This window comes from Bacterioplanoides sp. SCSIO 12839 (assembly GCF_024397975.1).
Lineage (GTDB): Bacteria > Pseudomonadota > Gammaproteobacteria > Pseudomonadales > Oceanobacteraceae > Bacterioplanoides.
Window position 1 is genome coordinate 688,275 of sequence record NZ_CP073745.1, and the last position, 13,366, is coordinate 701,640.

14 protein-coding genes are annotated in these 13,366 nt (G+C 49.8%); all 14 read left to right on the plus strand.

What is annotated here, in order from left to right; genetic code table 11:
• Positions 1-50 precede the first annotated feature (50 nt).
• Complete coding sequence (locus KFF03_RS03265) at positions 51-356, plus strand: STAS domain-containing protein (protein WP_255858870.1); 306 nt, start codon at positions 51-53, stop codon at positions 354-356.
• Positions 357-374: 18 nt separating this feature from the next.
• The gene (locus KFF03_RS03270) at positions 375-2,072 is read left to right on the plus strand and encodes a fused response regulator/phosphatase (RefSeq protein ID WP_255858871.1); all 1,698 of its coding nucleotides are present in this window, start codon (positions 375-377) and stop codon (positions 2,070-2,072) included.
• Positions 2,072-2,416, plus strand: coding sequence for an Hpt domain-containing protein (locus tag KFF03_RS03275; protein ID WP_255858872.1), 345 nt, complete (start codon positions 2,072-2,074; stop codon positions 2,414-2,416). Before KFF03_RS03270 ends, KFF03_RS03275 begins: the two co-directional genes overlap by 1 nt.
• Positions 2,417-2,505: 89 nt before the next feature.
• The gene (locus KFF03_RS03280) at positions 2,506-3,759 is read left to right on the plus strand and encodes a flagellar hook-length control protein FliK (protein WP_255858873.1); all 1,254 of its coding nucleotides are present in this window, start codon (positions 2,506-2,508) and stop codon (positions 3,757-3,759) included.
• Positions 3,760-3,987: 228 nt separating this feature from the next.
• Positions 3,988-4,524, plus strand: coding sequence for a flagellar basal body-associated FliL family protein (locus KFF03_RS03285; protein WP_255858874.1), 537 nt, complete (start codon positions 3,988-3,990; stop codon positions 4,522-4,524).
• A 9-nt stretch (positions 4,525-4,533) separates the two neighbouring features.
• Positions 4,534-5,502, plus strand: coding sequence for a flagellar motor switch protein FliM (gene fliM / locus KFF03_RS03290; protein ID WP_255858875.1), 969 nt, complete (start codon positions 4,534-4,536; stop codon positions 5,500-5,502).
• A 13-nt stretch (positions 5,503-5,515) separates the two neighbouring features.
• Positions 5,516-6,103, plus strand: coding sequence for a flagellar motor switch protein FliN (gene fliN, locus KFF03_RS03295; RefSeq protein WP_255858876.1), 588 nt, complete (start codon positions 5,516-5,518; stop codon positions 6,101-6,103).
• Positions 6,078-6,539: a flagellar biosynthetic protein FliO gene (gene fliO, locus KFF03_RS03300; RefSeq protein WP_255858878.1), complete on the plus strand. Its 462-nt coding sequence runs from the start codon at positions 6,078-6,080 to the stop codon at positions 6,537-6,539. The genes fliN and fliO overlap by 26 nt, the downstream gene beginning before the upstream one ends.
• Positions 6,536-7,309 (plus strand): flagellar type III secretion system pore protein FliP, encoded by a 774-nt coding sequence (gene fliP / locus KFF03_RS03305; RefSeq protein WP_255858879.1) that lies wholly within the window; start codon positions 6,536-6,538, stop codon positions 7,307-7,309. Before fliO ends, fliP begins: the two co-directional genes overlap by 4 nt.
• 29 nt (positions 7,310-7,338) lie before the next feature.
• Positions 7,339-7,608, plus strand: a complete 270-nt coding sequence (locus tag KFF03_RS03310) for a flagellar biosynthetic protein FliQ (protein WP_255858881.1) — start codon at positions 7,339-7,341, stop codon at positions 7,606-7,608.
• A 12-nt stretch (positions 7,609-7,620) separates the two neighbouring features.
• Positions 7,621-8,397, plus strand: a complete 777-nt coding sequence (gene fliR, locus KFF03_RS03315) for a flagellar biosynthetic protein FliR (RefSeq protein WP_255858883.1) — start codon at positions 7,621-7,623, stop codon at positions 8,395-8,397.
• Positions 8,398-8,403: 6 nt separating this feature from the next.
• The gene (gene flhB / locus KFF03_RS03320; RefSeq protein ID WP_255858885.1) at positions 8,404-9,558 is read left to right on the plus strand and encodes a flagellar biosynthesis protein FlhB; all 1,155 of its coding nucleotides are present in this window, start codon (positions 8,404-8,406) and stop codon (positions 9,556-9,558) included.
• A gap of 103 nt (positions 9,559-9,661) precedes the next feature.
• A complete protein-coding gene (gene flhA / locus KFF03_RS03325) occupies positions 9,662-11,869 on the plus strand; it encodes a flagellar biosynthesis protein FlhA (RefSeq protein WP_255858886.1) in 2,208 nt (735 codons plus the stop codon).
• A gap of 59 nt (positions 11,870-11,928) precedes the next feature.
• Complete coding sequence (gene flhF / locus KFF03_RS03330; protein WP_255858887.1) at positions 11,929-13,365, plus strand: flagellar biosynthesis protein FlhF; 1,437 nt, start codon at positions 11,929-11,931, stop codon at positions 13,363-13,365.
• The last annotated feature ends 1 nt before the right edge of the window (position 13,366 follow it).

The window sequence follows — 13,366 nt, forward strand, 5'->3', positions numbered from 1 at the left end:
GCAGGCTTTGTGCTAAATATTAATAATACTTTTTTTGTTGGAGAAAACGGATGACAGTTCAGGCCTCACTTGCTGGAAACGGTCAGGAATTGATGATCAAAATTGATGGTCGTTTTGATTTCAGTGCGCATCAGGAATTCCGTGATGCTTATGAAGGTGCATCCGGTCAGATTACCAGTTACACCGTGGATATGGCGTCGACATCTTATCTGGACAGCTCGGCGCTGGGCATGTTGTTACTGTTGCGCGACCATGCCGGTGGTGACAATGCTAATGTGAAAATTGTTAACTGCAATCAGGATGTCCGAAAAATTCTGACCATTTCTAATTTTGAACAACTTTTCACCATTCAATAATTGATTGAGCACACTGACATGGATGCCATAAAAATCCTGATTGCTGATGATAATCAGATTGACCGTATGGTGCTGTCGAGAATAGTCCGTAATCAGGGCTATGAAGTGTGCGAAGTTGCCAATGGCCAGGAAGCCATCGATACGGTTCCTCAATTTCGGCCGGATATCATTCTGATGGATGTGATGATGCCGGAAGTCGATGGTAAAGAAGCCGCGCGACATATCAAATCGAACGCCGACGATGACTTTATTCCTATTATCTTTCTTACGTCTCTGACGGATGCACAAAGTCTGTCAGATTGTATTGATAGTGGTGGCGATGACTTTTTAAGCAAACCGTATAATCCCACTATTCTTCAGGCCAAAATTAATTCTTTTTCGCGAATGCGCAACATGCATAAAACCATGCAAGCGCAGCGAGACACCATTGCCCGTAATAATGAGCATTTATTGCATGAGCAACAGGTGGCCAAGGCCGTGTTTGATAATGTTGCCCACGCCGGTTGTTTGTCTGCGCCCAACATTCGTTACATGTTATCGCCATTATCCGTTTTTAATGGCGACGTATTGTTAGCGGCAAAAAAACCAGCCGGCGGTATGCACATTTTATTGGGTGACTTTACCGGCCATGGCTTACCCGCTGCTATTGGTGCGATGCCACTGGCTGAAATCTTTTATGGTATGACGGCAAAAGGTTTTGCGATTCGTGAAATCCTGCGCGAAATTAACCTGAAATTAAAAGGTATTTTACCCATCGGCTTTTTTTGCTGTGCCGTGATGGTGGATCTTAATACCGAGCGTAAAAGTGCCTCTGTATGGATGGGGGGGGTACCGGATTGTTATTTGTTACGTGCTGATAATAAGGTTGTTGAAACCCTGTCATCATCAAACTTACCTTTGGGTGTTCTGAGCAATGAACAATTTAGCGACGAATTGCAGGAATTCCCCATGGAAGCGGAAGACCGTTTGTTTTTATGGTCTGACGGTATTCTTGAAGCCAGAAACCAACAGGGTGAAATGTTTGGTGATGAGCGGCTGAAATCCATTTTTGATACCGCTCATACACCAGCATCGGTTTTTGAAGACATTCAGCATCAGTTGGCGTCTTTTACCGAAGGCAGTGAACGCGATGACGATACCACCTTAATTGAAGTGAAAATGGTGGAAGATTCGGTTCGTGATGATATGGAAATGCAAATGAATTCCGGCCCGGTATCTGGCCCGATTGATTGGCAAATGCATTATCACCTTGGTCCGGAAACGTTAAAAAACTTCAATCCGTTGCCACTGATGATTCATGTCATGATGGAAGTACCTGGCTTGCGTGCGATGGGCGGGCAGCTATATACGGTCATGGCGGAACTGTTTTCTAATTCGTTTGAGCACGGCGTACTTGGGCTGCATTCTGCTCAAAAATCCAGTGCTGATGGCTTCCTGCAATATTATAAAGACCGTGAAAAACGTCTGGCCGAATTATCCGGTGGTTTTATTGATATCCACATGAAACATGAAGGGGATGGCCACAGCGGCAGTTTAACCTTATTAATAGAAGACAGTGGTGACGGGTTTGATTTTAATGCCATCCGTTGTCAGGAAAACCCTTATTCCGGACGTGGTATTCCTTTGATCTCCGAAGTCTGTGAATCATTGAAATATCACGACAAAGGCAATAAGGTGGAGGCCGTGATACGCTGGCCAAATAAGAGGACGGGCTGATGGGATCAATGGCAGATCATTTTGATCTGGAATCCTTTGAAATGTTGAAAGACGTTATGGAAGACGAATTTGATGAGTTATTAACTGTGTATGTTAAAGATTCCGATCAGCGTTTACCGACTCTTCACCAGGCGCTACATGAGAGTGATGCAACACAGTTGCGAGAGCTTGCTCATAGTTTTAAAGGCTCCAGCAGCAATATCAGCGCTGCCCCTTTAGCGGAACTGTGTCGCCAGGTTGAGCAGGCCGCCCGCGATGAACAGCTTCATGATCTGGATGTGGTATTGAGCCAAATCGACGTTGAATATGCTCAGGTCAGAGCGTTAATCCAGACCCTTCTCTGATTTTTCCCTTTTGTTCAAACGACGGATGTTAAAGTTGGCCTAACGGTTGCTATTTATCTCTCAGGTATTTTATTTGTACGGAGAGTGGCATGAACCCGACCGAAGTCAGCCAGGGTGGCTTGTTCAGTCTTTTACCCGCATTTTCAACCATAGAAACCCCGCAAGGTGGGGTCTGGTCAGATCAGGAAAGCGAATTTGGTGCTTTGCTGGAAGGGCTGACCCCGTTGCTTGAGCCGTCTGAACTTAGCGATGGCGCACAGCCTTTGGCAGCGCAACTGTTGCCGCTGAACGGACAGCCTTTGCCGCAACCTGGCGGAGAGCCTATTCAACCGTCGGTGTTATTAGCCAGTATTCGCCAATCTCAGGGCATCGCTTCTTCTGGACTACAAACCGGTGATGCCGTAACAGAAGAGATGTTTGCTGAGGAAGATGGTGAAGGCTCGGCTTTGATTCTGCCTTCTTCACTATCCGACACTGACACTCCAGCTGTTGTGGTGGGAGCGACTTCCGTTGCTCTGTCCGGGATACCAGCACAACAAACGATACAGCAATCAACACAACCACTAACGCAGCAAGATATGGCCGCACTGAAAGTGATCAATGGCCATGCCACTAATAATCCAACTGAAGAAACGGCTATGTTGGAGGAATCTGAGCTATCAGATATGACGCTGGAGTCTGAAGGCGAAGCCGAGGGTTCTGCAGTGACTCAGATTCGTAGTGACCAGCCTGTTGCTGCCTCTAAGTTGGCTCAGGGTGCCGATGTGGCCGATGTTAAAGTGTCTGGCATGGCGGATATAACACCGGTATCCAATGCACTGTCGGCTGACGCTGAGATGACCGATGACGTCATTGTCACCGAAGCCGAAGCGGAACAGCTGGAAGAGCAGGAGCTGGTGACTCAGAATAAAGAGCGCCTGGAATTTGGCCGTGATAAAGAACAATGGGCGCCGGCGCTGGGCAGCCGCATTGTCACCATGGTAGCGGATAATATTCAGCAGGCTGAAATCCATTTGGATCCACCGGAACTGGGTTCCATGGAAATTAAGATGCAGCTGAATCAGGAGCAAACCAGCATTCAGGTTCAGGTGCAGTCACCCCAAGTGCGTGATGTGTTAGAAGCGAACGCCCAGCGGTTACGTGATGCTCTGGCTGAGCAAGGATTGGAGTTGGCTGGCTTTGATGTCAGTCAGCAGCAGTCGGAATCTGGCCAGGGTGGACAGCAGCAGGATGCTCCGGCGGGAGATTCTGGTAACACTGACACATTAATGGCGGCTGATGAGTCTGGTGCTGCCACGGTGACCGTACGTCAAAGTGATGGTTTACTTGACGCCTATGCCTGACCACTGGATGAAACTTCTTTAGCTTTCTTCTGAAGGGTTCGGGCTACCTCTATCAGGCCCGGATCCTGTTTAAACACGTCTTTCCCTCCGATTTCTGTCAGATCACTCCGGCGCTTATGCCAGAACCTTCTAAACTTCAGAAGTAATGTAAAAATCATGTGTCGCATTTTTGACGAAAAAGCGTGGCATGAGTATTGCTATTTTGACTGAGAGCAGGAGAAGCTGATTATGGCTGCAGAGCAGGATTTAAAACTCGATACACCGGAAGAAGCCGCATCAGGCGGTGGCAAAAAAAAGCTGATTCTTATTATTGTCGGCGCTTTGCTGCTGGTGGGTATTGCTGTTGGGGTGACCTGGTTTCTGATGAGTGGTGGTGACGAAGCCGAAGCGGATGCTGCGGTGGAAGAAGCACCAGCGGAAGAAGTGGTCGAGGAAGAGCCTGAGATCCCGGCGCAGTATGTGGTGTTAAAACCCGAGTTTGTGGTCAGTTTTCAGGTTGGCACACGCCAGCGTTTTTTACAGGCCAGTATTGAAGTGATGACCCGTAAACAAACCATTGTTGATGCGCTGACACTGCACGAACCTATGATTCGTAATGACATCATCCGGATTATGGGAGAGCAGGACTTTAATCAGCTGAGAACGGCTGAAGGGCGGGTGGCGTTGCAGCAACAATTGCTTAAACACCTGCAAATGTCGATGAAACGAGAGGCCGGCAGCTCAGAAGTTGAGGCGGTGCTCTTTACTAACTTTGTGATGCAGTAGGACGGATGCGTGCAAGATTTACTGTCGCAAGATGAAATTGATGCGTTACTTCACGGTGTTGATGACGGTGATATAGAGCCGGAAGAAGACATTGATGAAACCGGGGTCAAAAATTATGACCTCACCAGCAACGACCGCATTGTTCGCGGTCGTATGCCAACGCTGGAAATGATTAACGAGCGCTTTGCCCGTTATACCCGCATCAGTATGTTTAATTTCTTGCGACGCAGTGCCGACGTTGCTTCAGGTGGCGTACAGATTATGAAGTTTGGTGAGTACGTACATACCCTGTATGTCCCTACCAGTCTGAATCTGGTGAAGATGCGCCCTTTACGCGGCACGGCTCTGTTTATTATGGACGCCAAGCTGGTGTTTAAGCTGGTGGATAACTTTTTTGGTGGTGATGGCCGTCACGCCAAAATTGAAGGACGTGAATTTACCCCCACCGAAGTGCGGGTAGTACAGCTGGTATTAAGTCAGATCTTCAGTGACATGATTGAAGCCTGGCAGCCGGTGATGGAAGTGGAATTTGAATACGTTGGTTCAGAAGTGAATCCGGCGATGGCCAATATTGTCAGCCCCAGTGAAGTGGTGGTGGTCAGTACCTTCCATATCGAACTCGATGGTGGTGGCGGCGATTTTCACATGACCATTCCGTATTCCATGATTGAGCCCATTCGTGAAGTGTTGGATGCCGGTGTTCAGAGTGATATCGACGATATTGATGAGCGTTGGACCCAGTCATTACGTGAAGACATTATGGACGCACCGGTTCCGGTGCATGGCACCTTGGTTGAGCGGGATATTACCCTGCGTGAAGTTGCTGAGTTAAAAGCCGGCGACGTGATTCCAGTGGATATGCCGGAAGAATTTACCTTAGAAGCCAATGGCATTCCGGTTTTTCGCGGAAAAATGGGCATCTCAAATGAAAACCTGGCGGTGAAAATCATCGATCAGTTAAAGCACAGACGGCGTTAATGGGGAGTAAATAATGAGTGATGACGACAATAAGGACCTGACGCCTGAAGATAATGATGCTGCGCCAGAAAATCCGGCAGCTGATACGGGGTCAGATGCTGATGCCATGGCGGACGCCGTTGCCAGTGGGGTAGAAGAAGCCTCCGGAGACGAAGCGTTGGCCGATGAGTGGGCCGCAGCGATGGAAGAGTCCGGCGATGGTGATGGCAGCGTTGAGGATGAATGGGCGGCGGCGATGGAAGAGGCCGGTGAAGGCGGCTCTGATGGTGGTGACGATGTGCAGGCGATGCCGCTGGACCCATTAGAAGACGAAGGGCAGCCACGCACCATTCCCGAAGATGGCCCGGAACTGGACGTCATTCTCGATATCCCGGTACGTATTTCGATGGAGGTTGGCTCCACTCAGATTCCAATCCGAAATTTATTACAACTGAACCAGGGGTCGGTGGTTGAGTTGGACCGTTTGGCCGGTGAACCATTGGATGTGATGGTAAACGGTACGTTAATCGCCCACGGTGAAGTGGTGATGGTGAACGATAAATTTGGTATCCGTTTAACCGATGTGGTGAGCCAGAGTGAACGTATTCAGCGCTTACGTTAAACCACGCCTGACGGCGATCACTGCAATTCTGTTTGGCTCGCTGCTGCCTCTGTTATCACTGGCCAGCGAAACCACTGAAGCAGCAGATAACAATCCATTGGCGCTTGACCCGATGGCGTCGGCTGGAAAAGTGGTGGTTTTTCTGGTGCTGATCATTGGCCTGATTTTATTGTTGGCCTGGTTAAGTGGTAAAAGCCGTAACTTTCCGCTGGCGGGTTTTTCAGTGTCAGATGCACCGCTGAAAACCATCGCCACACTGCCGCTGAGCATGAAAGAAAAAATTGCCGTGATTCAGGTGGGTGATAAGCAATTGGTGGTGGGCATCACACAGCAACAAATTACTTGTCTGGCTGAGCTGGATGAACCCTTGCCCGTGAATAATCCAACCCAGTCCCCGGCTTTTTCTGAGCTATTAAAAAAAGCGATTCGCTCATGAAAGCGCTGTGGTTATCGCTGGTTCTGATGCTGTCTTCGGTCATATTTTCTGCGCAGGCTACTGCCGCAGAGGGAGAGCCTGAGAAAAATTATCTGGGTATTCCGGCACTGATTTATCAGGCCAATGACTCCGGTGGTGAATACAGCATCAGTATTCAGATTTTAGCCATCATGACTGTGCTGACGGTGTTACCGTCACTGCTGATTATGATGACGTCTTTCACCCGGATTATTGTGGTGATGGCGATTTTGCGTCAGGCACTGGGTTTGCAACAAACGCCTTCCAACCAGATTATTCTCGGTCTGTCTCTGTTCCTGACACTGTTTATTATGATGCCGGTGTTTCGGGTGATTAATGTGGAAGCGGTTCAGCCGTATCTGGCGGAAACCATTACACCATTAGAAGCCGCCGAACGGGCTCTGAAACCCATACATGAATTTATGTTGTCACAGACCCGTGAAACGGATCTGAACTTATTTGTCCGTATCAGTGGGGAGCAGAATATTGCCACTCCGGACGAAACCCCCATTCATATTTTAATTCCGGCGTTTATCACCAGCGAATTAAAAACGGCGTTTCAGATTGGTTTTCTGATTTTTATTCCCTTTTTAATTATTGATCTGGTGGTCGCCAGTATCCTGATGGCCATGGGTATGATGATGCTGTCGCCGATTATTATTTCTTTGCCATTTAAGATCATGTTGTTTGTATTAATTGATGGTTGGGCACTCATCATGGGCACCCTGGCGAATAGCTTTGGCACTGTCTGAATGAAAGCGCATAGCGGGAGAGTAAGCGGATGACACCCACTGAAATAGGCGATTTATTTACCCACGCGCTGTATATCGTCCTGATTATTGTGGTGGTGATGATTGTTCCGAGTCTGATTATCGGCCTGGTGGTCAGCACCTTTCAGGCAGCCACACAGATTAACGAACAAACCCTGAGTTTTTTGCCTCGTTTGGTGGTGACGCTTTTAGCCATTATTGGTTTTGGCCCGTGGGCGGTGGCCATGGTGTTGGATTTTACCCGCCAGATTTACATGAACATTCCTTTTATTATTGGCTGACGGAAAAGCACGATGCTGGAAGTAGACCCGCTTGATGTCAGCCACTGGATCAGTCGATACCTTTATCCGTTTGCCCGTATCGCCGGGTTATTGATGGTGATGCCTCTGGTTGGCAGTCGTATGGTATCCCAGCGGGTGCGGATTTTTTTAGCGGTTGCTATCACCTTGGCGGTCGTGCCTGTTTTGCCTCCAATGCCTAAAGTCGACGCTATCTCCTTGGCGTCGTTTATTATTATTCTGCAACAAATGCTGATTGGCATTGCATTGGGTTTTATCGTTGAAATGCTGACCCAGGTCTATGTGATTGCAGGTCAGTTAATTGCGATGCAAACCGGTTTGGGTATTGCGACGACAGTTGACCCCAGCCAGGGGGCATCCGTTGTGGTGATTTCTCAATGGTTTTTATTCCTCGTCAGCCTGGTGTTTATTTCGCTGAATGGCCACCTGGTATTAATTGAAATCTTAATCGATAGCTTCACCACGTTTCCGGTGTCGATGCAGGGGTTTGGTGCGGAAGATTTTGGTTTGATCGTGCGCTGGAGTGGCTGGATGTTTTCGGCTGCACTGGTGATTGCCTTGCCTGCGATTGCCGCACTGTTGGTGGTTAACCTGGCCTTTGGTGTAATGACCCGGGCTGCCCCACAGTTGAATATTTTTGCCTTAGGTTTCCCTGTGACCATGATTGTGGGTTTGTTTGTTATGTGGCTCAGTGTTGGCGAAATGGCGACAGGTTTTCAGGCGCAAATGGATACCCTGTTTGAATTCATGAAAAAGCTGACGCTGCAGTAGGTCGTTATGGCAGAAGAAGATTCCAGTCAGGAAAAAACCGAAGAACCCACGGAGCGAAGGCTCCAGAAATCCCGTGAAGAAGGTCAGGTTCCGCGATCCAAAGAACTGGCCACCACTTTGGTGTTGGTGATTGGTGCGTTGGGTTTATTGGCCTTTGGCCCCTGGATGGCAGACCATATCAATACAATTGCGCGTTTCAGTTTCAGTCTTGAGCGCGAAGCCTTATTTGATACCCGTATTATGTCAAATCACCTGGGTGCAGCGTTATGGGAAGCCACACTGGCACTGACGCCCTGGCTGATTCTGGTGTTAATTGCCGCGTTCGCGGGGCCTCTGGGCGTAGGGGGCTGGTTATTTTCAACCAAAGCCATTACCCCAAAACTGGATCGTTTAAATCCCCTCAGTGGACTTAAACGCATGTTTTCGATGAATTCGCTGGTGGAGCTGGTTAAGGCCTGGGCCAAAGTGCTGGTGGTGGGTGCGGTTGCTGTGGCGGTTTTGCTGTTCTCGTTTGATTACATCATGGGCATTAAACACGAGCCCACGGAACTGGCAATTATGCACACCATCGACACCATTATCTGGGCGGTGATTTTTTTATGTTTATCCACCATCTTAATTGCCATTGCTGATGTCCCCTGGCAGGTGTACAGCCATACCAAAAAACTGCGGATGTCGATGCAGGAGATCAAAGACGAATACAAAGAGACCGAAGGTAAGCCGGAAGTTAAAAGTAAAATTCGCCAGCTGCAGCGCGAAGTCGCCCAGCGTCGCATGATGGCCGATGTGCCGGATGCCGATGTGGTGATTACCAACCCAACCCATTATTCCGTGGCATTAAAATACGCTGCGGAATCCATGCAGGCGCCGATACTGGTGGCGAAGGGCAGTGATCAGGTTGCTCTGAAAATCCGTGAAATTGCCAAAGAGCATAACGTTGCCCAAATGCAGGCACCGCCGCTGGCGCGGGCGTTATTTACCCACGCCAAGGTGGGGGAGGAAATTCCCGAAGGTTTATACGTTGCCGTGGCACAGGTACTGGCTTACGTCTTCCAGATGGATCAGTTTGTTAAAGGCAGTGGTCCGAAACCAGAGCGCAAGCCGGATATGCCGATTCCGAGAGACCTGCGTGTGGACCCGGATGGCAGTTCTCCCAATTAAATTTTCGGATTGTTCGATTTAGGAAAGCTTCTTGCACTAACTGTAAAACTGATGATTTTTTGACACATTTTTACAGAATGTTTTACACAGACAGAGAGTGCACATGGCGGTAGCTTCCAAACAACAGGTAACAGGCCAACTCAAACAGGCCGCCAGCTTGTTGGCACAAGGTAATTTAGGCATTCCGATTATGGTGTTGGTGCTGCTGGGTATGATGACCCTGCCACTGCCACCTTTTATGCTGGATATGTTTTTCACCTTTAACATCACCTTATCCATTGTGGTGTTACTGGTGAGTGTTTACGCTCAGCGTCCCCTCGATTTTGCGGTTTTCCCCACCATTCTTCTGGTTGCAACCTTGTTACGTCTGGCACTAAACGTGGCCTCAACACGGGTGGTGTTGTTGTACGGCCACGAAGGTGGCGATGCGGCTGGTAAAGTGATCGAAGCCTTTGGTGAAGTTCTGATTGGTGGTAACTACGCCGTGGGTCTGGTGGTGTTTACCATTCTGGTGATCATCAACTTTGTGGTGGTGACCAAAGGCGCTGGCCGTGTTTCGGAAGTAAGTGCGCGTTTCACATTGGATGCCATGCCCGGTAAACAAATGGCGATTGATGCGGACTTAAACGCGGGTTTAATCGAAGCGGATGAAGCCAAAAAACGCCGTGGTGATATCGCTGCCGAAGCTGACTTTTATGGTTCGATGGACGGTGCCAGTAAGTTTGTTAAAGGTGATGCCGTCGCCGGTATTTTGATTCTGATTATCAACGTGGTGGGTGGTCTGGCGATTGGTATGAGCCAACATTCTCTGGGCTTTGGTGATGCGATTTCTGCATACAGTTTATTAGCCATTGGTGATGGTCTGGTGGCGCAGATTCCATCGCTGTTACTGTCAACCGCCACCGCCATTATGGTCACCCGTAACAGCAGTGATGAAGGCATGGGGGATCAGGTGGTGGGCCAGATGTTTGGCTCTTCACGCACCCTGGGCGTGACATCTGGTTTGCTGTTTCTGATGGGCATTGTACCGGGTATGCCACATCTGGTATTTCTCAGTGCCGCTGCGGCATGTGGTATAGCCGCGTATTTTTCCCACTGGAAAACCGAAGGTGGCAAGCTGGGTGATGCCATTGCTCAGCGTTTGGGCGGACAGCCTAAAGTCGCCGCCGCTACCGAAGGGGCTGAACCCGGTAATGCGCTGGCCGCGCCTCAACAGCAGGCTGAAGCCGCCATTAAACAAATGGAAGTGAAAGAGCTGGGCTGGGATGACGTCGAGCCGGTGGACCGTGTGGGGCTGGAAGTGGGCTATCGCCTGATCCCATTGGTGGATAAAAACCAAGGTGGCCAGCTGCTGAATCGCATTAAAGGCGTGCGGCGTAAACTCTCTCAGGATCTGGGCTTCCTGATGCCGTCTGTGCATATCCGCGACAACCTCGATCTGATGCCCAATCAATACCGCGTGACCTTGATGGGCGTGACATTGGCGGAAGCTGAAATTTATCCGGAGCGGGAACTGGCGATTAATCCGGGTCAGGTGTTTGGCAAGATCGATGGTCTGGCGACTCAGGACCCGGCGTTTGGTCTGGAAGCCTTCTGGATTGATGCGGAACAAAAAGACCGGGCGCAAACACTGGGCTACACCGTGGTTGATGCCAGTACGGTGGTGGCGACTCATATCAACCAGAAATTACAAAAACACGCGCATGAATTAATTGGCCATGAAGACGTTCAGAAGCTGGTGGATATGCTGGCGAAAACCTCTCCGAAACTGGCCGAAGAACTAGTGCCAAATACTGTTAGCATCAGCCAGTTACTCAATGTCTTACAGACGTTGCTGAAGGATGGTGTACCGGTACGTGATCTGCGCTCTATCGCCGAGTCTTTGGCGAATATGGGCGGTCAGAGTCAAGATACCGCCGCCATGGTCAGTGCTGCCCGCCTGTCATTAGCCCGCATGATCGTCCAGAGTGTCTTTGGCAGCGAGGATGAGCTGCCGGTAATCACCTTAGAACCTCAACTGGAACAGTTGTTGCTTAAGACACTACAGCAGAGTGCTCAGCAAGGTGCACAGTATGGCCTGATCCTAGAGCCAGGCATGGCAGAAACGTTACAGCGTTCTCTGGCTGATGCGGCACAGGAGCAAGAGATGGCAGGTCGTCCGGCGGTGTTATTGGTGACATCACAATTACGGGCGGCAATGGCGGAATTTATCCGTAATGGCATCGAGGCATTAACCGTGTTGGCGTATCAGGAAATACCGGATAACAAGAGTATTACCATCGTTGCTAACGTGGGCGCTCAGAACAATTAATTTTTTACCGACAGCCATCAGCCGGTTGCTGATATCAACATAATTAACGGGGTTGGATAATGAAAGTGAAACGCTTTGTTGCTGCCAATATGCAGCTTGCCCTACGCAAGGTTTCTCAGGAATTGGGAGCCGATGCGGTGATTATGTCGAGCAAAAAAGTGGCTGAAGGGTTTGAAGTCGTGGCGGCGCTGGATTATCAATCAGGGGCATCGGAAGAAAACCCGGATGTCGCCCGTCAGCTGGAATTACAGCGCGAGCTGGAAGCGGTAAAAGCCAGTCGTGAAGTGACGTCAGATGGACATGCTTCTGATGAGCAATCTTTGGACAAACAGCAACGACTTCAGTACGCCCGTTCTTCGGATGTCAGCTCAGCAGAAGGGCTGAAAGATGTGTTGCAGGGGCTGAAGCAGAAAAGCTACAGCAATACCTCTCAGCGCCCGGCTCAGGCATCGGCTTCCTCTTCATCACCGGCTTCAACACAAGACTCGGTTAAGCCAGCTGCTGATCTGAGTGCAGTGCAGTCATTGGGGGAGCGGGTTAAAGCCTCCGAAGCACGTTATGGCAATGCCATGAGCGCCATGAGTGATGAGTTACGTGAACTAAAAAACTGGATGGTCAGCCATCAGGGCAGCGCCTGGGATACTGGCCGTCCTCTGACCTGGCAGCAGTCTCAGTTATGGCAGCGTTGTCAGGATGTGGGTCTGGAGCCGGCCTGGGCTGATCGCATTGCCAGCCAGATTGATGATGGTCAAGCGATGGAACAAGCCTGGCAACAGGCATTGAAATTAATCGCAGCCGATTTACCTGTTGCGCCACCTCAACTGCTGGAAGAAGGCGGACGTTACGCTTTGGTAGGGCCAACCGGGGCGGGCAAAACCACCACCATTGGTAAACTGGCGGCGCAGTTTGTGATTCATCACGGCGCTGATTCGGTCGCACTGATCACGCTGGACAATTATCGTGTCGCAGCCCACGACCAGATCAGCACCTTCTCACGTTTGTTAGGCGTGACACTGCACAAAGTTCACAACGAAAAAGAACTCAAAAATGCGCTGCTGAAAACCCAGGATAAAAAGCTGGTGTTGGTGGATAGTGCGGGATTAGCCAGTCAGGACGCACATTTTCAGACACAATTGTCTATGCTTAAACGAGCGGGCTCTGGCCTGAAGAAATTGTTGGTACTGCCACTGACCAGTCAGGGGCGTTGCCTGCAGGAAAATTATGAACATTTTAAAGCAGCTGGCCTGGTTGGCTGCGTATTTACCAAACTGGATGAGTGTTTCAGCCTGGGCCCTGCGATGAGTGTAGCGGCCTTGACCCAGCTGCCCGTCACCATTGTTACCGATGGGCCGCATATTCCGGATGATGTGCATTACCCGGAAGCGGATAAGCTGGTAAAACTGGCCGAACAAATGGCCCGTATGGCGCGTACCCGCTGGCAAGCGGCGGAAGCCATGCATCTGGCGACTCAATCCCGTTTTCAACAAGGAGCATAAT

Excerpts from the sequence above, each read along its gene's own strand:
- KFF03_RS03265 (WP_255858870.1), top strand. The coding sequence starts at position 51 with ATGACAGTTCAGGCCTCACTTGCTGGAAACGGTCAGGAATTGATGATC.
- KFF03_RS03270 (WP_255858871.1), top strand. The coding sequence starts at position 375 with ATGGATGCCATAAAAATCCTGATTGCTGATGATAATCAGATTGACCGT.
- KFF03_RS03275 (WP_255858872.1), top strand. The coding sequence starts at position 2,072 with ATGGGATCAATGGCAGATCATTTTGATCTGGAATCCTTTGAAATGTTG.
- KFF03_RS03280 (WP_255858873.1), top strand. The coding sequence starts at position 2,506 with ATGAACCCGACCGAAGTCAGCCAGGGTGGCTTGTTCAGTCTTTTACCC.
- KFF03_RS03285 (WP_255858874.1), top strand. The coding sequence starts at position 3,988 with ATGGCTGCAGAGCAGGATTTAAAACTCGATACACCGGAAGAAGCCGCA.
- fliN (WP_255858876.1), top strand. The coding sequence starts at position 5,516 with ATGAGTGATGACGACAATAAGGACCTGACGCCTGAAGATAATGATGCT.
- fliP (WP_255858879.1), top strand. The coding sequence starts at position 6,536 with ATGAAAGCGCTGTGGTTATCGCTGGTTCTGATGCTGTCTTCGGTCATA.
- KFF03_RS03310 (WP_255858881.1), top strand. The coding sequence starts at position 7,339 with ATGACACCCACTGAAATAGGCGATTTATTTACCCACGCGCTGTATATC.
- fliR (WP_255858883.1), top strand. The coding sequence starts at position 7,621 with ATGCTGGAAGTAGACCCGCTTGATGTCAGCCACTGGATCAGTCGATAC.
- flhB (WP_255858885.1), top strand. The coding sequence starts at position 8,404 with ATGGCAGAAGAAGATTCCAGTCAGGAAAAAACCGAAGAACCCACGGAG.
- flhA (WP_255858886.1), top strand. The coding sequence starts at position 9,662 with ATGGCGGTAGCTTCCAAACAACAGGTAACAGGCCAACTCAAACAGGCC.
- flhF (WP_255858887.1), top strand. The coding sequence starts at position 11,929 with ATGAAAGTGAAACGCTTTGTTGCTGCCAATATGCAGCTTGCCCTACGC.